Source organism: Peribacillus sp. FSL E2-0159 (genome assembly GCF_038643155.1).
GTDB lineage: Bacteria > Bacillota > Bacilli > Bacillales > DSM-1321 > Peribacillus > Peribacillus simplex.
Genome location: NZ_CP152053.1, coordinates 691,764 through 714,470, shown reverse-complemented (window position 1 = coordinate 714,470; position 22,707 = coordinate 691,764). Strand labels below are relative to the sequence as shown.

20 protein-coding genes, 1 pseudogene and 2 riboswitches are annotated in these 22,707 nt (G+C 39.4%); of the genes and pseudogenes, 5 read left to right on the top strand and 16 right to left on the bottom strand.

Annotated elements, in window-relative coordinates:
- Window positions 1-21: 21 nt before the first annotated feature.
- From NYE63_RS03495 to NYE63_RS03435, 13 genes are all read right to left on the bottom strand, one after another.
- Window positions 22-855, bottom strand: a complete 834-nt coding sequence (locus NYE63_RS03495) for a MetQ/NlpA family ABC transporter substrate-binding protein (RefSeq protein WP_289323699.1) — start codon at window positions 853-855, stop codon at window positions 22-24.
- A gap of 87 nt (window positions 856-942) precedes the next feature.
- The gene (locus NYE63_RS03490) at window positions 943-1,947 is read right to left on the bottom strand and encodes an LLM class flavin-dependent oxidoreductase (protein ID WP_342604092.1); all 1,005 of its coding nucleotides are present in this window, start codon (window positions 1,945-1,947) and stop codon (window positions 943-945) included.
- Between the two features lie 452 nt (window positions 1,948-2,399).
- Window positions 2,400-3,542 carry an amidohydrolase gene (locus NYE63_RS03485; RefSeq protein WP_342604091.1) on the bottom strand — a complete coding sequence of 381 codons (1,143 nt, stop codon included), beginning with the start codon at window positions 3,540-3,542 and terminating at the stop codon, window positions 2,400-2,402.
- A gap of 14 nt (window positions 3,543-3,556) precedes the next feature.
- Window positions 3,557-4,066, bottom strand: coding sequence for a GNAT family N-acetyltransferase (locus NYE63_RS03480; RefSeq protein ID WP_342604090.1), 510 nt, complete (start codon window positions 4,064-4,066; stop codon window positions 3,557-3,559).
- 23 nt (window positions 4,067-4,089) lie between these two features.
- A complete protein-coding gene (locus NYE63_RS03475) occupies window positions 4,090-4,860 on the bottom strand; it encodes an amino acid ABC transporter ATP-binding protein (protein ID WP_342604089.1) in 771 nt (256 codons plus the stop codon).
- On the bottom strand, window positions 4,857-5,567 hold the full coding sequence (locus tag NYE63_RS03470) for an amino acid ABC transporter permease (protein WP_342604088.1): 711 nt from the start codon (window positions 5,565-5,567) through the stop codon (window positions 4,857-4,859). Before NYE63_RS03470 ends, NYE63_RS03475 begins: the two co-directional genes overlap by 4 nt.
- A 20-nt stretch (window positions 5,568-5,587) precedes the next feature.
- Window positions 5,588-6,295 carry an amino acid ABC transporter permease gene (locus tag NYE63_RS03465; RefSeq protein WP_342604087.1) on the bottom strand — a complete coding sequence of 236 codons (708 nt, stop codon included), beginning with the start codon at window positions 6,293-6,295 and terminating at the stop codon, window positions 5,588-5,590.
- Between the two features lie 32 nt (window positions 6,296-6,327).
- Window positions 6,328-7,152, bottom strand: coding sequence for an amino acid ABC transporter substrate-binding protein (locus NYE63_RS03460; RefSeq protein WP_137015869.1), 825 nt, complete (start codon window positions 7,150-7,152; stop codon window positions 6,328-6,330).
- Window positions 7,153-7,172: 20 nt separating this feature from the next.
- The gene (locus tag NYE63_RS03455; RefSeq protein WP_342604086.1) at window positions 7,173-7,706 is read right to left on the bottom strand and encodes a GNAT family N-acetyltransferase; all 534 of its coding nucleotides are present in this window, start codon (window positions 7,704-7,706) and stop codon (window positions 7,173-7,175) included.
- 136 nt (window positions 7,707-7,842) lie between these two features.
- Window positions 7,843-8,103, bottom strand: a complete 261-nt coding sequence (locus NYE63_RS03450; protein ID WP_063234748.1) for a glutaredoxin — start codon at window positions 8,101-8,103, stop codon at window positions 7,843-7,845.
- A 38-nt stretch (window positions 8,104-8,141) separates the two neighbouring features.
- Entirely contained in the window at window positions 8,142-9,476 is a 1,335-nt protein-coding gene (locus tag NYE63_RS03445; RefSeq protein WP_342604085.1) for an LLM class flavin-dependent oxidoreductase, read from the bottom strand.
- 74 nt (window positions 9,477-9,550) lie between these two features.
- Entirely contained in the window at window positions 9,551-10,573 is a 1,023-nt protein-coding gene (locus NYE63_RS03440; protein ID WP_342604084.1) for an LLM class flavin-dependent oxidoreductase, read from the bottom strand.
- A 133-nt stretch (window positions 10,574-10,706) separates the two neighbouring features.
- Window positions 10,707-11,696 carry a LysR family transcriptional regulator gene (locus NYE63_RS03435; protein WP_342604083.1) on the bottom strand — a complete coding sequence of 330 codons (990 nt, stop codon included), beginning with the start codon at window positions 11,694-11,696 and terminating at the stop codon, window positions 10,707-10,709.
- A gap of 409 nt (window positions 11,697-12,105) precedes the next feature.
- Between NYE63_RS03435 and NYE63_RS03430 the strand changes: the two genes are divergently transcribed.
- Entirely contained in the window at window positions 12,106-12,318 is a 213-nt protein-coding gene (locus NYE63_RS03430; RefSeq protein ID WP_144550500.1) for a hypothetical protein, read from the top strand.
- Window positions 12,319-12,436: 118 nt separating this feature from the next.
- On the opposite strand, the gene NYE63_RS03425 is transcribed toward NYE63_RS03430, so the two are convergent.
- Window positions 12,437-13,786: an FAD-binding oxidoreductase gene (locus tag NYE63_RS03425; protein WP_342604082.1), complete on the bottom strand. Its 1,350-nt coding sequence runs from the start codon at window positions 13,784-13,786 to the stop codon at window positions 12,437-12,439.
- Between the two features lie 243 nt (window positions 13,787-14,029).
- Between NYE63_RS03425 and NYE63_RS03420 the strand changes: the two are divergent.
- Window positions 14,030-14,473: pseudogene (locus NYE63_RS03420) on the top strand (hypothetical protein); the annotation flags it as partial.
- Window positions 14,474-14,672: 199 nt separating this feature from the next.
- Here the strand turns inward: NYE63_RS03420 and NYE63_RS03415 are convergent.
- Window positions 14,673-16,265, bottom strand: a complete 1,593-nt coding sequence (locus NYE63_RS03415) for an APC family permease (protein ID WP_342604081.1) — start codon at window positions 16,263-16,265, stop codon at window positions 14,673-14,675.
- A 52-nt stretch (window positions 16,266-16,317) separates the two neighbouring features.
- Window positions 16,318-16,396: riboswitch (ZMP/ZTP riboswitch) on the bottom strand.
- A gap of 560 nt (window positions 16,397-16,956) precedes the next feature.
- Window positions 16,957-18,345 carry an amino acid permease gene (locus NYE63_RS03410; protein WP_342604080.1) on the bottom strand — a complete coding sequence of 463 codons (1,389 nt, stop codon included), beginning with the start codon at window positions 18,343-18,345 and terminating at the stop codon, window positions 16,957-16,959.
- A gap of 501 nt (window positions 18,346-18,846) precedes the next feature.
- A riboswitch (glycine riboswitch) is annotated at window positions 18,847-18,925 on the top strand.
- Between the two features lie 205 nt (window positions 18,926-19,130).
- On the opposite strand from NYE63_RS03410, the gene NYE63_RS03405 reads away from it, so the two are divergent.
- The 3 genes from NYE63_RS03405 (at window position 19,131) to NYE63_RS03395 (ending at window position 22,437) form a co-directional block, all read left to right on the top strand.
- Window positions 19,131-20,471 (top strand): amino acid permease, encoded by a 1,341-nt coding sequence (locus NYE63_RS03405; RefSeq protein ID WP_342604079.1) that lies wholly within the window; start codon window positions 19,131-19,133, stop codon window positions 20,469-20,471.
- Between the two features lie 290 nt (window positions 20,472-20,761).
- The gene (locus tag NYE63_RS03400) at window positions 20,762-20,962 is read left to right on the top strand and encodes a DUF3311 domain-containing protein (protein ID WP_125161884.1); all 201 of its coding nucleotides are present in this window, start codon (window positions 20,762-20,764) and stop codon (window positions 20,960-20,962) included.
- Window positions 20,959-22,437 carry a sodium:solute symporter gene (locus NYE63_RS03395; RefSeq protein WP_342604078.1) on the top strand — a complete coding sequence of 493 codons (1,479 nt, stop codon included), beginning with the start codon at window positions 20,959-20,961 and terminating at the stop codon, window positions 22,435-22,437. The genes NYE63_RS03400 and NYE63_RS03395 overlap by 4 nt, the downstream gene beginning before the upstream one ends.
- Window positions 22,438-22,707 lie beyond the last annotated feature (270 nt).

Sequence of the window (22,707 nt, the reverse complement as noted above, 5' to 3'; positions counted from 1 at the left end):
AGCTTGGTATAGAAGCCACCCTTAAAACGCGGGCACGACGGCTCCTTCATATTGATCTAAAATAAATTCTTTGACCTTTTCCGTCGTTAATGCATTCGCAAGCTTTTGGATCGCTTTATCGTCCTTATTGTCTGGACGAGCAACTAAAATGTTAACATATGGTGAATCCTTCCCTTCAATTATCAGTGCATCATCGAGAGGTTTTAACCCTCCTTCCAGAGCATAGTTTGTGTTAATGGCCGATGCTTCCACATCATCTAGCGAGTGAACTAAAAGAGGGGAATCGACTGGAATGAATTCTATTTTTTTAGCATTTTTTGTAATGTCCTCAATCGTGTAATCACCTGACTTGGAAGCTTCCAACTCAATGATATTATTTGCCGCAAAAAGCTGTAACGATCGCGAAAAGTTTACTGGATCTTTCGGTACGGCTACTTTCGCTCCGTCTGACAATTCACCTATAGACTTAATTTTTTTGGAATAGACACCAAATGGTTCAATATGTACACCCTTCACATTAACCAAATTCAGACCACTATCTTTATTTACTTGCTCTAAGTAAGGGGTATGTTGAAAGAAGTTTGCATCCAATTCTTTGTCTGCTGTTTGTTGATTCGTTTGAATACCATCCGTAGAAATCACTACATCCAGTTTCACGCCTTGTTTTTCTAAATCCGGTGCAATAAACTCTAAAATTTCTGCATGTGGTATTGAGGCTGCACTAATTTTCAAAGTCACTTCCTCATTCTTGTCTCCTTTACTCTCCGATGATGTTTGCTCATTACTTCCACAAGCACCCAATATCAGCAATACTACTGTTAAAACCGTTACGGACAGCCATTTAATTTTCTTCAATGTTTCTCGCTCCTTTTTTATCCTTTTATATTGGAATAACAAATATTTATCAGCTGCTTCATGCCCTCTGGATCTTTTCTTTTCCTTCTATATGATAGTCTCTTCCCCTAAGAGAAGCGGACTCAACAACTGAAAGGATTGGATCCGTTCTGCTTCTCTTCGAAGCGGTGTATGCAAAATAAATTCATCCACTTGAAAAACTTTCTGAAGTTCCTTTAAAATCCCGTTAACATATCCTGGAGTCCCAGCAATAACACTTGCGGTCTGCTCTTCTATTTCGTAAGCTTCACCAGCCTGCTTCTCAAATGACTCAGCCTGCTCACGTGATTGAACTGTCAGCGTCCGTCCACTTTGTAGATGAACTTTAAATAGTTTGTGTTCGCTTGCCAGCTCCTCTGCTTTTTGTTGGGTAGGAGCTGCCACAACCGCTACTGATACGATAAAGCGACCTTCTGGGTACTTGCTTCGGTAAGCAGAAGACGCTTCATACAGCATGGTATCATCACTATTAATAAATCTGGCGAATACAAAATCCATTCCGAGGTTAGCGGCTAGTTGAGCGCTGTCTGAACTTGCACCTAGCAGAAAGGTTTCTGGCTTTTCAGGAGGTATCGGTGTTGCTTGAATACCAGAGAGCAAGTGATCATCATCGATTGAATTTTCAATTATCTTTTGCAATAAGGATGCACGTTCCCCAAAATCTTTTCCATCATTCACAGTTCCAAATTGTAACGCCTTTGTTGATAAAGGAAATCCACCTGGTGCTTTACCAATGCCAAGATCTACCCTGCCCGGGGCAAGAGTGGATAAAACATGAAAATTTTCAGCGACTTTATATGGACTGTAGTGCTGAAGCATGACACCTCCCGAACCTACTCGAATGGATGTGGTTTTCGATAATAAATAAGAAATTAATACTTCCGGTGAAGATCCAGCAACTTGTTCCATATGATGATGTTCCGATACCCAAAAACGGCTATATCCCCATTCTTCAGCTTTTTGAGCTAGGTTTATGGTTTGCTTAAGTGCATCAACTGCCGAATTCCCAGGAAAAATGGGGCTTTGATCTAATATTCCAAGCTTAAAACTCATATGACTTTCCCTCCAATCATTAATACCGAGTTAACAAATCGAATTAGTTGTTTTAATGTGATTGAAATTCATCCTAACATTGTAAACAAGCACTTGACAACACCTTATTTGATAGAAAAATTTATTTAATTGATAAAAAAATTCTATCAATTGCTTATAAACTTGGAATGCCTTTGCCTAATAATTAACCAAGGTCCCGACTATCATGGTTTGAGATCTATTCTTCTTACCGCTATCAGAATAGGATTCATCAATGAGAGGAAGAGAAAAGGAGAGAGGAGTCTATGAAAAGCTAGAATGAAAGAATGAAGAGTGGCTATGTATGGTAGGTAAAATGGGGGGAATGTTCGCATCATGACTAAGCTTGAAATCAAGTTGGAATGAAGTCTTTGGAATTATAAAAACAAAGGTGCTAGGCACGAAATCGTGTCTGGCACCTTTGTCATGTATGTTCACCACTTACCATGGTTATATAATAAATCCTTGGCACTTTCAGATAAAAAATGAGCGGCTTTAATAATGGATTTTTCATCAACAGTAAAAGCTGGATGATGCCAATCTTCGTTTCCGTTTGTACCAAAAAAGGCAAAGGTACCGGGGATATGTTGAAGGTAATAAGCGAAATCTTCACCACCCATTGAAGGTTCAGGATTGATTACATGTAATGATTGCTCCAAAGCAGACCTGCGTGCCATCTCTGTGACTGCCGGATGATTAAGAAGCGCGGGCGGTCCAGGAAACCAACCAATCTCAGCTTCCTGTGAAAAAGCAGCTGCAATATGATTCACAATCGAATAAAACTTATCCTTTATTTCTTCGCGGATTGTAGATTCAAAGGTCCGAATCGTTCCTTCCAGTATTACTTCACCCGGAATTACATTCCAAGTGTTTCCACCTGTTATTCTCGTAACACTCACCACAGCACTCTCTAATGGGGATACATTCCGGCTGACGATAGTTTGAAGAGCGGTAATAAGCTGGGCCGCTGCCGCTATTGGATCTTTTCCGTTTTGAGGGATTGCCGCGTGGCTCCCCTTTCCTTGAAGAACAATATGAAAACGGTCCACTGCCGCCATTAACGGACCATCTTTTATCCCAATGGTGCCTACAGGCAAATTGGGTTTATTGTGCAGCCCAATCACAGCCGCTACATCGTCAATTTGACCATCTTTTATAACATGCACCGCTCCGCCACCTAATTCTTCTGCGGGTTGAAAAAGCAATCGCACTGTCCCGCACAACTCTGATTGATTTTCTTTTAAAAGGTAGGCAGCACCTATTGCAGCTGCCGTATGAAAATCATGGCCGCAAGCATGCATCACTCCTTTTACTTTCGAAGCAAATGGAAGCCCGGTTCGTTCCTCAATCGGAAGAGCATCGATATCCGCCCTTATAGCTACCGTCGGTCCGGGTTTGCCACCCATTATATCTGCAAAAACACCGGTTTTCAATCCTGTATGACGGATCTCAATGCTCTCTTCCTCGAGCCAATTTTGAATTGATTTTGTCGTTTCAAATTCCTCATTTGATAACTCCGGATATTGATGTAAATGGCGCCGTATCGATATTAAGCGCTTTTCCAGCTCTCGACTCATACAGTCGCCTCCTTCTATAAATCTAAGCGATAGCATTTAACTAAAATATCATGATTTTGAAATTCTTTCGTTCGATCCCGTTTAAAGCCAAACCATTCATATAGTTTAATGGCTTTATGCATCTTATCAGTAGAATGTAGATACAAACTGGACGCACCTTGCGATTTTGCATAATTTACACTAGCTTTTAATAATTCCTGCGCGATACCGCGTCCCCTTGATTCGGGATGAACGGCCAACAACCGAATGATTGGTGAAAAAATCCCAAGTTCCGGCTTTTGATATGCTTTTTCAGAGGACTGAAAAAGCTGTAATGTACCAAGGATATCCTGATTGCACTTTGCAACCAACACCTTATCAACATGTGGATTATCCACCGAGGATTCAATATTTTTTAAATATCCTTCCCAAGCTTCCGGGTTCGAATATTCATGTTCATATTGTTGATAACTTTCTACCAATAAGCGGCGAACCGTCTCTTTATCTTCTTCAATCAATTCATCGACTACTATTGTATTAATCATACGTCCTCCTTTGGCCCCTTTCTTTAATTGGCCCTTTCTTCTAAAAACGGTACGGAAAAACCTCTTGAAATCCGGTTTAAAAACTGTCTTGTTCGCTCCTCCTTTGGGGCATTGAAAATTTCCAATGGTGACCCTTCTTCTACAATGACCCCGCCATCCATGAAAAGAACGCGATCCGATATCTCTTTAGCAAAGCTCATTTCATGGGTTACAATCACCATCGTGATGCCTTCCTGTGCAATTGCTTTTATGACAGAAAGCACCTCCCCAACCAACTCAGGGTCGAGTGCCGACGTTGGCTCGTCAAATAGAATGACCTCCGGATTTAAAGCAAGTGCCCTGGCAATTCCAACACGTTGCTGTTGACCTCCTGACAATTGCGAAGGAAAATAATTATGCTTATCTCCCAAACCTACTTTTTCCAATAACAGCTCGCTTTCCCGTTTCGCTTCAGCTTTCTTATATTTTTTTGTAACAATTAACCCTTCCATTACATTTTCCAAAACAGTTTTATGAGCAAATAAGTTATAATGCTGAAAAACCATCGCCGATTGTCTTCTAAGGGACAAGATTTCCCTTTTAGTCGCCTTCTTGGACTTCACCTGTATATCTCCCACTTGAACGATACCCTCATCTGGTTTCTCCAGAAAATTCAAGCATCTAAGCAGGGTGGTTTTCCCAGATCCACTTGGTCCTAGAATGGTAACTACTTCTCCCTTGCCTATTTTCAAATTAATTCCTTTTAAAACTGGCTGCTGGTTAAATGATTTTTTTATATCTTTTAAATAAATCATTGTACTCCTCCTCGATTATAGGCAGTGGCCTTTTTCTCAATTAAAAACGAAAGCCCCTCTGCAATGATTGTGAGACCCCAATAAATTAAACCAGCAGCGATAAAAGACTCCAAAAATTTCAAATTGGTGGATGCAACAATATTGGCTGCTCCTGTCATTTCTTTTTGCGATACAATGAAAGCAATGGAAGACGTATGCAGAAATCCAATGAAAATATTCGTGAAATTCGGGATGGACTGAGCAATGGCCTGTGGCAAAACAATTCGCGTCATGGCTTGAAACGAATTCATACCCACGGAATAGGCTGCCTCCATTTGGCCATTGGAGACACTGATAATTCCCGATCTAAATATTTCTGATAAATAAGCACCCGCACTCAACGATAAGGCTGTTAAGACGAATAAAATAATCGGAATGGAATTAGATTGTATACCCAAATCAAATTTCTTAGAGATTTGATCGATTAATAATGGAAAACCGAAATAAATGAGCATAATGTGCATGATAATCGGTGTTCCTCTAAAGAAGGAAACATAACCATTTGCAACTTTACATAGAAATTTCACTTTATATATCCTAATCAAGGCAACAGCGAGACCGATAATAAAACCTGCAAGAAGAGGAGGTATCGTTAAGATAAGTGTGATCGGAAGTGCTTTAATAATCTCCTTAAAAGCAGTCCAAATAAATAGAATATCAATCGTCAAGTCTTTCCCTCCTCTCTTTGTTATCCAGTAACAGACACATCAACAGTTTGATGCCGATTAATGCGGTTTTCATAAAGTCTGAAAATTTTCTCAAACAATAGCACGACTGCATAATAGATAACAGCTAATGAGAGATAGACTTCGAGAGCATGTGCAGTTGCAGCAATTAATGTCTCTCCCCTACCCATCATATCCATTACGCCGATGGTAAAGGCAAGTGAGGTATCCTTCAAGGATCCGATAATTGAGTTTGCGATATTCGGGAAAGCAATCCGTATTGCCTGAGGAAGCACAATTCGAAAAAAACTTTGACTATTATCCATACCAACAGAATAGGCTGCTTCCGTTTGCCCATAATCGACAGCCTTAATCGCTCCTCGGAATATTTCTGCGAAATGCGCCCCATTACTTAATGCATAAGTAATAATGACAAAATACAGAGCATCCATTCTTGAAATATCAATATTAATGAATAAAAGGATTGCAGGCAGTCCATAAAAAACTAGAAATAATTGTATTAAAATAGGCGTTCCCCGAATGAATGAAATATACAAAATGACAAATTGATTCAAAACAGGGATACGAAATAATCTCAGGATGGCTGCCGCTATCCCGATGAACATTCCTAATAAAACGGATGCTGCTAGAATTTGCAATGTTACTCCAAGAAAATATATTAACGTCGGAATGAAATCGACGATTAATGAAGGATCAAATGCTTTCCCCATGCTTTAGCACCTCCGCGCTTACTACTATCAAATTAAAATCCTACTGAATAGTCTGCGCCCAGCCACTTTTTACTTAGTTCGCTAACTACCCCATCTTTTTTCAGCTCCACAAGTGCTTCATCAATTCTCTTCTGTAAAGGCGTTTCGTCTTTTCTTAGCAAAAAATATACTTTTGAATTAAGAAGTGGCTCACCCACAACCTTTTGCTGTGCATCTGCTTGTTTATTTAAGAAGTCGACTGCAAATGGTGTAGTAATGGTAGCATCCGCCCGACCAGTTTTGATTTGATTCTTCGTATCATCTACGCCTTGGCCAGAATAGACAATTTCAATACCGGCATTATTTTCTTTATTATACTTTTCAAGAAAAACAGCAGAATTGCTCGTTGCACTCACTATCGCTTTTTTTCCTTTTAGATCTTTAATGGAGTGAATATCATTGTTGTCCTGATGAACTGTAACTTGAAGGGGAAAGACATTATATGGTTCTTTATTAAATAGAAATTTTTCTTTTCGTTCATCATTCACCTCCATTTGGTGAGCAACAAAATCTATTTTGTTCGTTTCTAAACTTAATAATAGATTAGAAAATTCCATCGTTTTAAATTCAAATTCATATTCAGGCAACTTTTCATCGATTTGACGAACCAACTCGACATCATACCCTGTCAGCTTACCATTACTATCCAAAAAGCAAATATTAGGGAATTGCGTCCCAGTTCCGACAATGATTTTCTGAACTTTTTTATCTTTTGAATCTCCAGAACTCGATTTTGCTGTACTCGTTGTTTCTTTCGAAGAGCAAGCTCCCAAAAAAGTAAGTAGCAGTGCCATAACAATTAATAATGTTTTTTTCATCTCAAATTCCCCCGACGTTTTTAATTACTAACAATTGGTTCTTTATTTTCAATAATGCGATACAGCGTTTCATCTAGAATTTTACGAAGATACACAATTTTTTCTCCATCGTGATCTCTTTCAGCAAAAATCTCATAGCCTCTTCTTTCATAAATGGAAACAAGCCAAGGATGACGTTCAGCTGTCGCCAAATAGACGGCCGGCGCTTTCACCTGTTTCCGAAGTATGTTTTCTTCCACCCAGGTTAACAAAGTCGAGCCAAAACCTTTTTGTTTGTATAGGGGGTCGACTGCAAACCACCAAATGAATGGGTAACGACTGAACTGATCAAGATCATTCCATGGATGACGAACTGTCACAGTGGAAACAATTTGGCCCTCCTGTTCTAAAACATAAGTGAGATTCCGCCTAATATTATTCGTCACTAGCTGCAAATCAGCAGTCGCAGCCAGAAAGTTAATATTCAGTTCTCTAATTGGTTCATAAGCCCGAAGTGTAACGTTTAGCACTTCGGGAGCATCTTTTACAGTGGCAAGACGGATTAGCTGTGACATGATTAACTCCTCGTTTCTATAACATATTATTTACACAAGAATAGTCGGATTTAAATCTGCAATTTCCCATTAATTCACTCGCTCTAGCTCTATTTCATTATGTTCTAAGTCATCTTTTTAAGTCCGTTAAATTTTGTTATTGTAAGCGTTCGAGTACTTTTTCAAGATAGGGTATGCCAATTTCCGTAACACTCTCATATACGTTACCTCTCCCAATTTCAATAATAGGCACATACCGAACACCGTATTTGATTTCTAAAATATCTCGCCTTTCATCATGATTGGTAACATCCACCGTTTGATAAGCGATCTCCTTTTCTTTTAAGTATTGTTTAACTTCTTCGCAATAGTGACAACCTTGTTTTGACCAAACGACGACAGATAACGCTTCTCCCATTTCTTATTCCTCCTTTAGTTTTTAAAATAATACTTCAATTATTGATTAATCTTTTCTTTCGCATAACGATTTTCCGGGAATGGAAGTCCCAAGTTGCCTCTTAATGTTTCTGCTTCATATTCAGTACGATATATTCCCCTTTTTTGAAGGATAGGAATCACATAAGATACAAAGTCACTTAAAGCATTTGGAACACTTGAAGCAAAGATAAATCCATCCGCACCCTTCTCTTCGAACCATTGCTGAATCAAATCCGCCACTTTCTCTGGAGTGCCAATAAAAGAAGTCCGGGGTGTAGCCTCTTTAAGTGCTACTTGACGGAGCGTTAACTGTTTCTCATTGGCCTCCTGTTTAATTCGATCAGTCGTACTTCGGAAACTGTTTTTTCCAACGTCTCCTAGATTTGGAAAAGGTGCATCCAGTTCATATTGGGTAAAATCATGATGATCGAAGTATCGTCCCAAATAGTCAAGCGCCTTATCTATAGAAACCAGGTTAGCGAGTTCTTGATATTTGTGCTCAGCCTCTTCCTCAGTTGCACCAATGATTGGCGCGATACCTGGCAGAATAACGATTTCATCAGGTTTTCTCCCGAATGCAATAGCCCTGTTTTTTACATCTTGATAAAAAATCTTGGCCTCTTCCAAAGTTGGTTGACCGGTAAAGATTGCATCCGCTTCTTTAGCCGCAAGATTTTTTCCTGCTTCTGATGAACCTGCTTGAAAAACGACAGGTCTCCCCTGTTTAGATCTAGCAATGTTGAGTGGTCCTTGCACGGAGAAAAATTCTCCTTTATGTTTTAATTGATGCATTTTAGACGGATCAAAAAACTCACCGGACTCTTTATCCCGAGTAAACGCGTCATCCTCCCACGAATCCCAAAGCCCTTTGGTAACTTGTATATACTCTGATGCTATCCGATAGCGTTTGGCATGATCAGGGTGTTCTTCAATCGTTTTGTTATAGTTCAAGGCTGTACTCTCAAGAGGGGTAGTAACAAGGTTCCATCCGCCACGACCTTGACTAATGTGATCAAGTGAAGCAAATTGCCGGGCTACAGTAAATGGCTCACTGTATGAGGTGGAAACTGTTCCGACAAGCCCTATTCTTGATGTAAAAGCAGCGAGTGCGGATAAAATGGTAAGTGGTTCAAATCGATTTAAAAAATGCGGAATTGACTTCTCATTGATAAACAAACCGTCAGCAATGAAAAGTAAATCGAACTTTCCCTCTTCAGCCTTCTGGGCCTGCTCCTTATAAAATTCAAGACTTACACTTGCATCTGCTTGAATATCAGGATGTCTCCAACCAGATATACTCCCTCCAACTCCATGAATAAGCGCTCCAAATTTCAACTTTCTCTGCTCAGACATCAATACTCCTCCTTTAATTAATCGGTATTTAGCTTTGCTGACATCTAGCCTCTTCCCTAATTACTGAAGACTTATTAATTTTGGCTTGTAACGTGTTTCTCTTCAGATAAAGCCAATTTAAGTGGACTCAACAATCGGAAAGATCGGAACCTTTCTGCTTCCTTTAAAATCGGCGAATGTAGGATAAACTCATCTACCCCGTACTTTTCATGTAAATTTGCTAAGACTTCTTTTACATAAGAGGGAGTTCCAGCAATAATATTGGAATCCTGTTCTTCTATTTCGTAAGACTCCCCAGATTGCTTCCCAAATAACTCTGCTTGCACCTGTGTTTGGACCGTGACAGAACGACCGCTTTTGAGATGAACTTTCACAATCTTCTGATCACCTGTTAACTGTTCTGCTTCCTGTTGTGAAGGAGCGGCAATCACTGAAACCGATACCTTAAAGCTACCAGTTGGAAAGATACTTTGGTAAATGCGTGAAGCATCTTCTAGTACAGTCTCATTGCTATTGATAAACCGGGCAAATACATAATCTATACCAAGTTCGGCCGCTAGCCTGGCACTGTCAGCACTTGCACCAAGCAGAAACATCTTTGGCTTTTTGGAAGGGAGTGGTGTCGCTTGAATGCCTGCAAGCGGGTGAGTTTCATTAACTGAATTTTCGATTATTTTTTGCAAGAAAGATAACCGCTCTTCGAAATCTTTTCCATCATTCACAGTTCCAAACTGCAGTGCCTTTGTTGATAAGGGGAGACCACCGGGTGCCTTTCCGATGCCAAGGTCTACCCTGCCTGGCGAAAGATTTGATAACACGTGAAAGTTTTCCGCCACTTTATATGGACTATAATGCTGAAGCATAACACCTCCGGACCCTACCCGAATCGATTTTGTTTGGGATAATAAATAAGAAATCAATACTTCCGGGGAGGACCCCGCTAGCTGTTCGGCATGATGATGTTCTGAGACCCAGAAACGGGTATAGCCCCACTCTTCTGCATGTCTAGCCAGATTAATGGTTTGCTGCAGTGCATCAAATGCTGAAGCTCCTGGAAATATCGGGCTCTGGTCTAAAATGCCAAGCTTATAACTCATATTCTCTCCTCCGCTTTAATTCAAAGTTTGCTTATGCGAATAATTATATTTTGACTTATCCTATCACCTAAAACATGCTAATGGCAATGGTTTAACTAATAGAAAAAAATATTGTATTGATAGAAAATATCTATCAATTCGATTGTATCTGTAATTGCTGATGGTTTTTCTCAAATTTCCGAATTGATAAAAGAATGTCTTTCCATAGTAAGGGTGATTCCAACCCGTGATTTAAATGCGTTAGATAGATGTGCTGCTTTATCTTGATTAAATGTGACACATCCACTTCAACCAGAGTGCCCTGTTCTAACTCTTTTTTAATACATAAGTACGGTAAAAATCCGATACAGCTTCTGCTAAGAATTAGCGACTTCGCCACTTCCAGGTGATCAACCTGAAATTCAATGCGCGGCTCTACATTAGATACTTCAAAAATTTTATGAACGTGGTTCCAGTCAAACGCACCACACTCAAAAAACACCAACGGCTCCATTGCTAATTCCTGTACTGTTAGCTCAGTTTGAAGTTGAAATGGATGTCCTGGATACACGACTAAACGAATCGAATTATCAAGGGTTTTGTAATTTTGCAGACCACTATGTGTAACATCCTTCATAAAGGCTATATCAACCTGTTTCTGAAGCAATTTTTCCATTAATGCATCATTTGTTGCTGAAATAAATTTAAAGCGTAAATTGGGGTTTTCCTTTTTCCATAGCGGAAGAGCATATGGAATAAAGTATTGCGATGTAATGATATTAGCCCCTATCGTTATTTCCTCCAGTTCGCTTCCTGTTTTCAACTGCTTTTTCCCCTGGTGAAAGGTACGAATAATTTGATCCGCAAATGGAATGAAGGCTTTCCCTTTTTCGGTTAAAATAATCCCTCTCCCTTGCCTCTCAAATAGTACTGTATCGAGTTCACTTTCAAGCGTCTTAATTCTTGCCGAAACAGTCGGTTGTGATAAAAACATTGCCTCTGCGGCTTTATGAAAACTATTAAGGTGAACAACATACATAAAAGCTTCAATATGATCAATATTCATCTTGCCAACTCCTCTTTCCAAAATGAACGCAAAAAGCTCCTGTTCGCTTATCGCGTTCAGGAGCTTTTGGTTGTCCAATCAGCTCATCCTCTTATAATGATTCTTTCTCCGATTTTAATCCTATAAAACCAATAAGTAAAGTGTAATTTAATTAATTGAACAACCAACAAGTCACGATGTATTTATTGCGATTTCATATAACATGATATTCAAGGAACGTAATACAATTTATGCAGATGAAAATTTAAGGATTCTAAGTAAATAAAACTAATAATTTCATTCTCTTTCTGCCTGTTTTTCACTCCTAAGGGTGTATACGAATTTGTATTGTCCATCATTTTGCATAGTTTTTTAAAATTGTTTATCCCAATGGACTTAGCCGTTTCAGTCCATCCTGTCTACGTTATATTTTTTTCTCCTTATAAAAAAGAAAAGAAGGGTCATCCTAATGGAGTAGTTCAAATAATGACATAAGGAGCGAAGCAATATGCCTCAACAACAAATTGATGTCAATCAATTAAACCAAGCAAAAGCAAACGTTACCCTTACACAAACTTTACTTAGTCAAGCCATTGAAAAATCTTCGTCGGACCCAACTTTGGCACAGGAAGCAATTAAACAAGCTGCTTCGGAAATCGCACAAGCCCAATCATATGTAAGTCAAGTATACAGTGTAGCACAAACTCAAAAAACGGAGTAAATTAAGAACAGAATGTCATATAAGCTATATGTTAAGAGGCCTATATCCTTAAGCGGAATAGGCCTTTTAGTTACTCACAGTTTATCAAACCTTATAAAATGGGAACGTCACTGTTTTCTTAAAACCAACTATTATAAGGCGGGATGCTTTGAGGGAATTTAAACGTATTAAATGGGTCATATGCAGTTTTAACTTCTCGAAGCCGTTTAAAGTTTCCTCCATAATATGCAGTTGGCCAATCTTTAATGAGTGTATCCGGCCAATTTACGTAGTCACCGGTAGTAAATGGTGACAAAGCGTGCTTCAGGTCCTTGATCCACCGAATATTTTGCCGTTCTTCTTCTGGATTGGTCCATGTAGCCTGATACTCCTGGGCGATGATGGCAGCGCGATAATAAAAAGCTGTCTCCTTTGGATCTTTAACGCCCGCCACTCCTCCCAGGGATTGGTGCCAAATGGCCGCATTTTCATTTGGAGCATTTCCCAAAAAATGTTTCATGGTCATGATTGCTTGCTGTGGAAAAGCTTTTTCAATGAAAGATCCTGACCTCTTTCGATGAGCCGGTTGATTTCCACTTGGATAATCAAAGAATCTTACGGCTTCAATGTATGGGACTTCCTTTATCATGACATTTATTGGTGAACCAGTTTTTGTCAAAGGCTTTAAAAGCTGCTTCAATCTTTGTGAAGTTCCCACAAATTCACCTTTAGCAATAATTTCGTTTACTTCCTTTGCCTTGAATTCTATTTCTGAAGTTAAGCATTCATCAGCCTGAGGCGCCCAATCCTGCCAGGCTTCAAACACCGCTTCGAAATCTTCCCACCCCCATGTGACTGAGAAAACGGATACCCTTGATACGGGGTGTACCCTGAAAGTAAGAGAAGTGATAATCCCGAAGTTTCCCCCTCCTCCACCGCAGCTTGCCCAAAATAAATCACTATTAATTTTCCTATTTGCTTTAATGAGTTTGGCGCCCTTCTTTCCACACGCCCTTACCATTTCTATTTCAAGAAGGTTGTCACAAGTCAGTCCAAAGCGCCTCGTTAACATACCTATTCCACCGCCGAGCGTAAGACCTACAAGACCAACACTGCTTTCGGTCCCTGCCGGAATCGTCGTGCCATTGTTCCATAGCTTATTATATACTCGGCCTAAATCAGCTCCGGCTTCAATTTTTGCGATCATTTTTTCACGATTGACCTTGATATTGTACATTTCACTAATATCAATAATTAGACCGCCATTCACTAATGAAAAATTTTCATAACTATGCCTTCCGCTCCTAACCCGGAAAGGTGTATGATTTTCCCGGGCCCACTTCAGTGAATTCAACACATCCTTGGAATTTTGACAAAACACAATGACCTTTGGGAATTTAGAAAAACTCAAGTTATTATTTATTCTGGCATGCTCATACTCAGCATCATTTGGTGTTACGATACGCCCGGTAAGCTTTGTTCTTTCCAAAATATAACCCCCTTTCTCCGATGATGCAGAGAAGATGATATATACTATGAAAAATCTTTAGGAAAAGACACATTCTATAGGCGGGAAAGGGTTTCAAATAATATAATTCATACTTTTACTCCAATATCCGTACCTTTAAAAGTAGGATATAATTTTTTTCAATATGATAGAGCATACTTAACTCGCAAGTTTTCATGATTTACTCGTGAATTCCACCAATTTACTCGCAAAGACGAAAAAAAGACCCAAGCTCAAGCAGCATCCATTGGAATTCCATTATACAAAATTCAATATCCTTTATATGATGGAAAAGGTTTTGAAAAAGGCCTTATTGACGCCATGAATTTTTTTGGCGATCAAGGTGTTTCAAAAATTGCATTTGGAGATCTGTTTTTGGAGGATTGTATCCAATACAAAAAGAATTTAGTGGAGTCTAATAATTATGAGCTAATCCTTCCTTTAGCGGGAATCAACACGAAACAGTTAGTCCAGGAATTTATTAATTTAGGGTATAAAGCGAAAATTGTCAGCATTCGTTTAGATAAGCTCGATCCTTCTTTTTTACGACGAGATCTGGACCAAAAATTTATGGAAGATTACCAGAGGATGTTGGTCCATGTGGTGAGTTTGGTGAATATCACTCATTCGTATATAACGGAGACATTTTCTCTCATCCGATACGACTAGACTTGGGAGATGAAATGTTTGTACTTCCTGCCAATCCCTCATTCAGCGAGATTCGCTATAAACGTGTGGTAAAAGTTTAAATTTTTCATTAATATTGTCAGGTGTTCCAATTTGCGAACACTTTTTAATAAATAAAAAAACATGGTCATAAAGCAACCATGTTTTCTTTTTACTCAAATAGCTGTGTCTACACTAATAGCTATTTATTGATAAATTCTTTGTTGATTTTTTCGGCCTCAGCCATGTATTCAGTTTTAATCCCGCTCTTAACTCCCCACCAATAGAAGCCAAGTGCCAGACATGCGATGACCACCATATCCCAGCCAAATGTAAGAATATTTTTTCCGCCGAACTTCTCACTTCCAATATAAGAAATCAAAATCATACAACCTAAGTAAAGCAGCATCCAAACACCTGATAAAAATTGTTTTTTGAATCCATTCCATTTATTTTTAGCTTGATAATAAAAGTAAATAGGAAGTCCAATGGCAATGATGAAAACGACTTCTCCTGTTAATGGCCAACGCGCCCAGTATAAAGTAAGGGAGGCAAAAACAAATCCACAAGGAGCAATAATAGAAGCGCCTTTTAAGTGGAATGGACGATTAAAATGAGAAGCTGTACGTCTTAATGTTGTCAATGCAACTGGACCCATGATGTACGAAATAAGTGTAGCAACTGAAATCACTTCAGCAAGTACGCCCCATCCGCGGAATAAAAATAAAAAGATAAAACATACTCCTAAGTTTAATAACATCGCTGGACGAGGAACACCATAAAGTGGATGTAATGTACCAAAGATATTCGGTAAGTACCCATTTTTCTGCATTCCATAAAGCATACGCGAAGTTGTAGCTGTATAAGTAGCACCTGTACCAGACGGTGATACAAACGCATCTACATACAATACAATCGCTAACCAATTAAGACTAAGAGCAATTGCCAAATCAGCAAAAGGTGAATTGAAATTCAGATGACTCCATCCGTTCACGATCATAGACGGATCAACTGCACCGATAAACACAACTTGTAATATAACGTATATAAAACCTGCAATTAAAATAGACCCAATTACAGCAATAGGTATAGACTTATTCGGCGACTTCGCTTCTCCTGCCATATTAACGGGACTTTGAAATCCATTAAACGCAAACACGATACCAGAAGTAGCTACTGCTGTTAAAACGCTTGCCCAACCATATGGTGCGATCCCTTGAGAACTTGTAAAGTTTTCACCATGAAATCCAGCAAAAAATAACGATCCTGCCATTACACCTGGAACAATTAATTTAAAAATAGTAATAAATGAATTTGCCTTAGCAAAAAGGTTAACTGTCCAATAGTTGACGAAGAAATAGAACAATAGTAGTAAAGAAGCTATGAATAATCCTTTGTTCGTTAAGATATTGTTATCAACTAAAGAATGAGTCCATCTGGCCCATTCCCAAGGCCACGTACTCATATATTGTACTGAAGCAATTGCCTCAACGGTAATAGTCGAAGCGATAGATATCCAATTTGCCCACGCAGCTAAAAATCCAATAAAAGAGCCATGCGAATATTGAGGGTACTTAACCATTCCTCCAGCTTCAGGAAACATTGCCCCAAGCTCTGCGTAAGATAATGCGATAAATAAAATTACAACCATACCGATAATCCAAGAAAAAATAGCTGCTGGTCCTGCAATCTGGGCTGCTTTCCATGCGCCGAACAACCAACCTGAGCCGATAATAGAACCAATACCCGTCATAGTTAAAGCAAAAGTCCCCATCTTTCTATGCATTTTACTCATCTCTACCTACACCTCTTCCTAGGAAAATAAAAAACACTTGATCTATAAATCAAGTGTTTGCCCAGGCGCGCGGCTTATACTCTATATGCTCCCCCATGGTTCTCCATGTTGCGCCAGTTACATATAGGAAAATATCTTTTTTTTTAGTATATAGGATTATTTTAAATTTCACAATACTTGAAAAATATTTATATTTCATATATAACCTTATTTATTTTTCGTAATTTCCTATCAATATTCATTTTAATTTGAAAAAAATAGGTGAATTAAGGTCAAAAAACAAACATTCGATTTCCAGAACACATGCTACATCAATATAATCATTTTCCCTTTAACATTATACTTAAAAATCTTTAAGAGCTTATATGCGCAAAATAATCCGTTCATATTTCCAATTAAATCCAAACATTTACATAGAGGTAATGCACCAGTTAGTTAAAATTTTATTGGATCTAACAGAGGAAATCCTTGAAATCATCCATACCTTTATTGAGCATTTTTCTACAATAACTGTTCTTTTCTTCCTCAAAAAAAAGTCATGCACAAGTTGGGAAAATGCCTGAGGGAAGAAGATCTCTCTTTATCTCTCTTTGCTTTGTCCACAATTTATGCACAACTTTAATTAGTGTCTATTATATTTAAGTAAATAACTCGTATCACTCATCTTATTATTGAAATGGCATGAGGCTTCTTAACTGGAAATCTCATCATCGGATTTAACATCCAATGGTGTTCGTTTATCCATTTTCAGCATGTAATAACTTGCCACAACCAAGGCTAGGAAAACGATCCCCACAACCAAGGAAATCCTTGTACTAGGATTAATCCACATACCGACCAGCACCATCAGTAAAAAGGCAATTGTCGCATAGTTACTGTAAGGGGCCAACGGCATTTTGAACGGATGCTTCTCCATTTGAGCGGCATTCACCTTTCTGAATTTAAGCTCACTGATAAGTAAGACAAACCATGGAATCATCCCGGGCAATACACTCGCACTGTACACATAAAGGAATAATTGCGGCGGTGCAAGGTAATTCAGGATAACCCCGATACCCAATCCTAAAAGTACTGCAATCGTGCAATATGCCGGCACTCCATTTTTAGATACTTTTGCAAATATTTTCGGAGCTTGGCCATTCAATGCCAGTGTGTAAAGCATACGCCCTGCACTGAAAATCCCACTGTTGCATCCAGACATTGCTGCAGTGATTACGACGAAATTAATGATGCCTGCCGCTGCAGTGATACCTATTTTGGCAAAGGTTGAAACAAATGGACTGCCTAAGTCATCCAGTTGATCCCAAGGGAAGACGGTCACGATGACGAATATGGCACCAATGTAGAAAATTAAAATACGCCATATGATTGATTGGATCGCTTTTGTTACGGTCTTCGTTGGATCTTTCGCTTCTCCGGCTGTGATGCCGATAAGCTCAACGCCTTGATAGGCAGCCACGACAAGGGAAAGCGCGAAGAAGAATCCTTTCCAGCCTCCCGTAAAGAAGCCGCCATGTGCCCAAAGATTCGATAATCCAATTGCATCCCCGCCATTCCCTATTCCAAAGAAGATAAGGCCAAGGCCGGCAATGATCATCAATATAATCGTTATGATTTTTATAAGGGCAAACCAAAATTCAAATTCCCCGAAGGATTTAACCGAAATAAGATTTGCCGCCCCCAAGATGATCATGGCGACCACACCTGGTATCCAAGCAGGTAATTCCGGGAACCAATATTGCATATACAACCCAACCGCAATGATTTCGGACATTCCGACGATTACCCATTGAAACCAATTGCTCCAAGCAGTCATATAACCTGCCAAGGGATGTATATAGCTGCTTGCAAAGGTTGCAAAAGAACCTGTAGTCGGTTCTAAATATAGCATCTCACCCATGGAACGCATGATGAAAAATATAAAAATACCTGCGATTGCATAAGCAAGCATAACAGAGGGCCCAGTCCATTTGATCGTGCTCGCAGAACCCATGAATAAACCGACCCCGATGGTTCCGCCCAAAGCTATCATTTGAATATGTCTTGATTCCAGCCCTCTCTTTAATTCCTTGTTCGACATGATTAACTCCCCCAGGTGCAATATCGGTAATGCTTTTCTATCTTTACCACGAATGACTCTCCATTAATTATTGCGATTAGAAATGCTTTAACGTAATCAATATTACATAACACTTCAATTTTATTTTCTTATCTTATAATAGTAAATATTCTGTAAAAATACAATTGTATTTTTGAAAAAAACAGTTACCAAATATATCTTGGCGATTTTCCCAATCTAAAAATATCATTTTAAAAAAATGATGTTCAGTATTTCATAATAGTGATACTTCAAAATGAGTGGAAAACTATCATTAGTGCTAACCTTTACAAAAACGTTCACTATAAAATAAGCCTGTTTCACTTCAAAAAATTTGTTGACCTACCGAATAATAGATGATAGAATTCCAATATTATTTTATAAGTATAATGAATGATTCAGCAGTGGAAGATTATCACTGACTGACATTTCTTCACAACCGCATAAAAGCAAGCGATGAATGCTATGGATGACACTATAGCAGGAGCAGCTTCTGGAGAGACTGTACAAGATGCAGCGCCGAAGGATTCACAATCTCAGGCAAAAGGACAGAAGAGTAACGAATGATAAATTGTTATTCTGAACCCTTTAAGAGATTGGTATTATCCAATCTCTTTTTTTATTGTCCATTTTGTGATTGGACTAGAACCAACAACTAAAAAACCAATGGGAAAGGCAAGCTGGGCGAAAAAATCAGTCCCTCTCTCCAAGACCATGCAGGTTGAAATCATTCACTACCAAGACTATAAAAGACGGGGGAGTTCGAATTGGCTAAACAGGAATTAAAAAGAGATTTAAAAAATCGACATGTACAACTGATTGCAATAGGAGGAACCATTGGCACCGGTTTATTTTTAGGTTCCGGAAAAGCTATACAATTAGCAGGGCCTTCCATATTATTTTCCTATCTGATAATAGGGATTGCCTTGTTTTTTGTGATGAGGGCCTTAGGGGAATTGCTCTTATCCAATGCAGGGTATGCATCATTCACTGAATTCGCAACCGAATATGTCGGTCCATGGGCTGGCTTCGTGACAGGATGGACATATTGGTTTTGTTGGATCATGACCGCAATGGCCGATATCATAGCTGTGGGTGTCTATATACAATATTGGTTTGATGTCCCTCAATGGATTCCGGCACTAATATGCCTGGTCATTCTGTTAGGATTGAACCTATTGACCGTTAAGATATTTGGCGAATTGGAATTCTGGTTTGCCATCATTAAAGTAATCACGATCATCGCCTTGATCATCGTTGGAATCTTTCTTTTGATCATCGGCTTCAATACCAATACCGGAACGGTTTCCCTAACGAACCTATGGAATCATGGTGGCATGTTCCCCAATGGCATTTCCGGATTCCTATTATCTTTACAGTTAGTAGTCTTCTCATTTGTCGGTGTCGAATTGGTCGGGGTTTCCGCAGCAGAAACGGCTAACCCGAGAAAGAACATTCCATCTGCCATCAATAAAATCCCTGTCCGGATTTTACTTTTCTATGTTGGTGCCATATTCGTCATTCTCTGCGTCAACCCATGGACACAACTTGATGCCACAAGCAGCCCATTTGTAGAGGTTTTTGCTTTAATCGGCATTCCAGTCGCTGCAGGGATCATCAACTTCGTCGTTTTGACATCCGCTGCTTCAGCATGCAACAGCGGTTTATTTTCAACAAGCCGAATACTCTATACGTTAAGCAGGAATGGCGAAGCCCCTGCTAAACTGGAAAAATTAAATAAACAGGCTGTTCCGAGCAATGCCTTATTAACATCTACAATCGTTGTATCAATAGGGGCATTATTAAGCAAGCTGATACCGGAACAGGCATTTACCGTCGTGACGACCATCAGTGCCATCTGTTTCATTTGGGTATGGAGCATTATCTTGATCTCCCATATCAAGTATTCGAAAACAAGGCCTGACCTAAGAGCCGAATCTACTTTCAAGGCTCCATTTACACCCTTTGTCAATTACGCCATTTTAGGATTATTCCTGTTCATCCTTATTGTTATGCTATTCGCTGAAGCTACACGACTATCACTGCTCTTGACCCCAATCTGGTTCATACTCTTGGTAATACTCTATAATTATCGAAAAAAAAGATAGCTAATGGAAATAAAGCCTTGAACTCAATATGAATTCAAGGCTTTATCCGTCATATGAAACACGTCAGGGTTCGGCTGTCTGCGCGTTGTTGCTAAAATATATCAGGTAACTGCATTAAATTTTATATCAAAATAGTGTAAGCTAATATATATTATCCTTCTTAAAAGAAGGTCAATCCTTCATGTATGAATTTTTCATCCCGGTTTGGTCCACCCATCCATCAGTGGCATTGAAGAATAAACCCCCATTGGTGGACGTTTCACTATATTTAAAACGGAGGGGTTTGTTTAATGAAGATTATATATATTCTTACTCTAGTTCCTTTTATAGGCATACTAGGATTTCTACCTTTTGTTAATAGAATAGAACCATATGTATTAGGGATGCCTTTCAATATGTTCTGGATGGCTATGTGGGTGGTCCTTACCTCTGCCATACTGGGCATCATGTATAAACTGGATCCCAGGAATCGGGAAGGTGACCAGGAATGAATATTGCTCTCTTAATCATTTTAGCATTTTTACTCCTATCGATATTTTTAGGCATACGCTCTTCAAAAGGGAAAGATATGGACTTGGAACAATGGACGGTGGGCGGACGTGGTTTTGGTGCGATTTTCGTCTTTCTGCTGATGGCCGGGGAAATCTATACGACCTTCTCCTTCCTTGGCGGCAGCGGCTGGGCTTATGGCAAGGGCGCACCCGCTCTATATGTTCTAATTTACATTACTTTGTCTTACGTATTATCCTATTGGCTCCTACCGGAAATATGGAGATATGCCAAAGAAAATAAACTGATGTCTCAATCCGATTTCTTTGTAAGCAAATATAAGAGTCCCAGTTTAGGAATTTTGGCTGCGCTTGTCGGTGTGGTGTCCATGATTCCAGTAATCGTCGTGCAGCTGAAAGGATTGGGGATCATTGTCTCAGAAGCATCTTATGGTGCCATCTCAATGTCTGAGGCAGTTTGGATGGGGGCAATCAGCCTTACCATTTATGTGATGATCTCAGGTATACACGGTTCAGTTTGGACAGCGGTCATTAAAGATATCATGATGGTCGCCATAATAGGATTCTTAGGGATTTATCTGCCGATTCATTACTTTGGCGGATTTCAGCCGATGTTTGAAGCGATTGATGCGGTCAAGCCTGGTTTTCTAAAGTTCCCTGATCAGGGTCTTAGCGTATCATGGTTTATCTCCACGGTAATATTGCTCGTATTCGGTTTCTATATGTGGCCCCAAGTTTTCAGTGCTGTTTATTCAGCACGCAGCGGCAAGGTATTTCGAAAAAATGCCATCATCAGCCCTTTATATACACTCATGCTGTTATTCGTCTTTTTCGTTGGGTTTACAGCTATATTGAAAGTGCCCGGACTCGTTGGGGCAGATGCAGACCTCTCATTGCTGCGCCTTTCGATCGAGACCTTTGATCCATGGTTTATAGGTATAATCGGCGGAGCTGGATTGTTGACCGCATTGGTGCCGGGATCCATGCTTTTGATGAGCGTCGCTACACTGCTAGCGAAAAACGTCTATAAGGAATTTGCACCTGCAGTATCCGATCGCCACGTTGTACGATTGGCAAAGTTCCTTGTTCCAGTCATCGCCCTTATAGCCGTCTACTTCACCTTAAACGGCGGCGAAACGATGTCAGCATTAATTCTTATGGGATACAGTCTCATCACACAGCTTTTCCCATCCCTTCTCTTTAGTCTGAAAAGGAATAATCCGATCAATAAATTTGGCGCAATCGCCGGCATCATCACAGGATTGGCCATCGTAATCTGCATTACACTCAGTCATTCGACAATAGGGACCTTGTTTCCATCCTTGCCGCAAGCAGCGAAGGATTTGAATGTGGGAATCATCGCATTGGCAGTCAATTTCATTGTGATGATCACAGTAAGTCTTGCTTTCAGAAAGCACGCGGTTCAGTTGGAACCTAAAACCGTTAACGATATATGAAGCACTCTCTGATGCTGGTTATTTTGGATAAAGAAACATTAGAAGAACATCAGAAGGCTCAGTCAAAAGACTGAGCCTTCCTAATTATCGACATCCAAAGTCATTCTGTCCTATTTCTAAAGAGTGTCTATAGAAAGTTAATACAAAAAACAATGTCTCATAATAAACTACTAATCTTTTTTGTTTATAATCAAATCCCCTATTTTAACTAATAAGTACAACGAAAAAATAATCATCAAGGTTCTGGCTACTACTAGACCATCAGTAGCT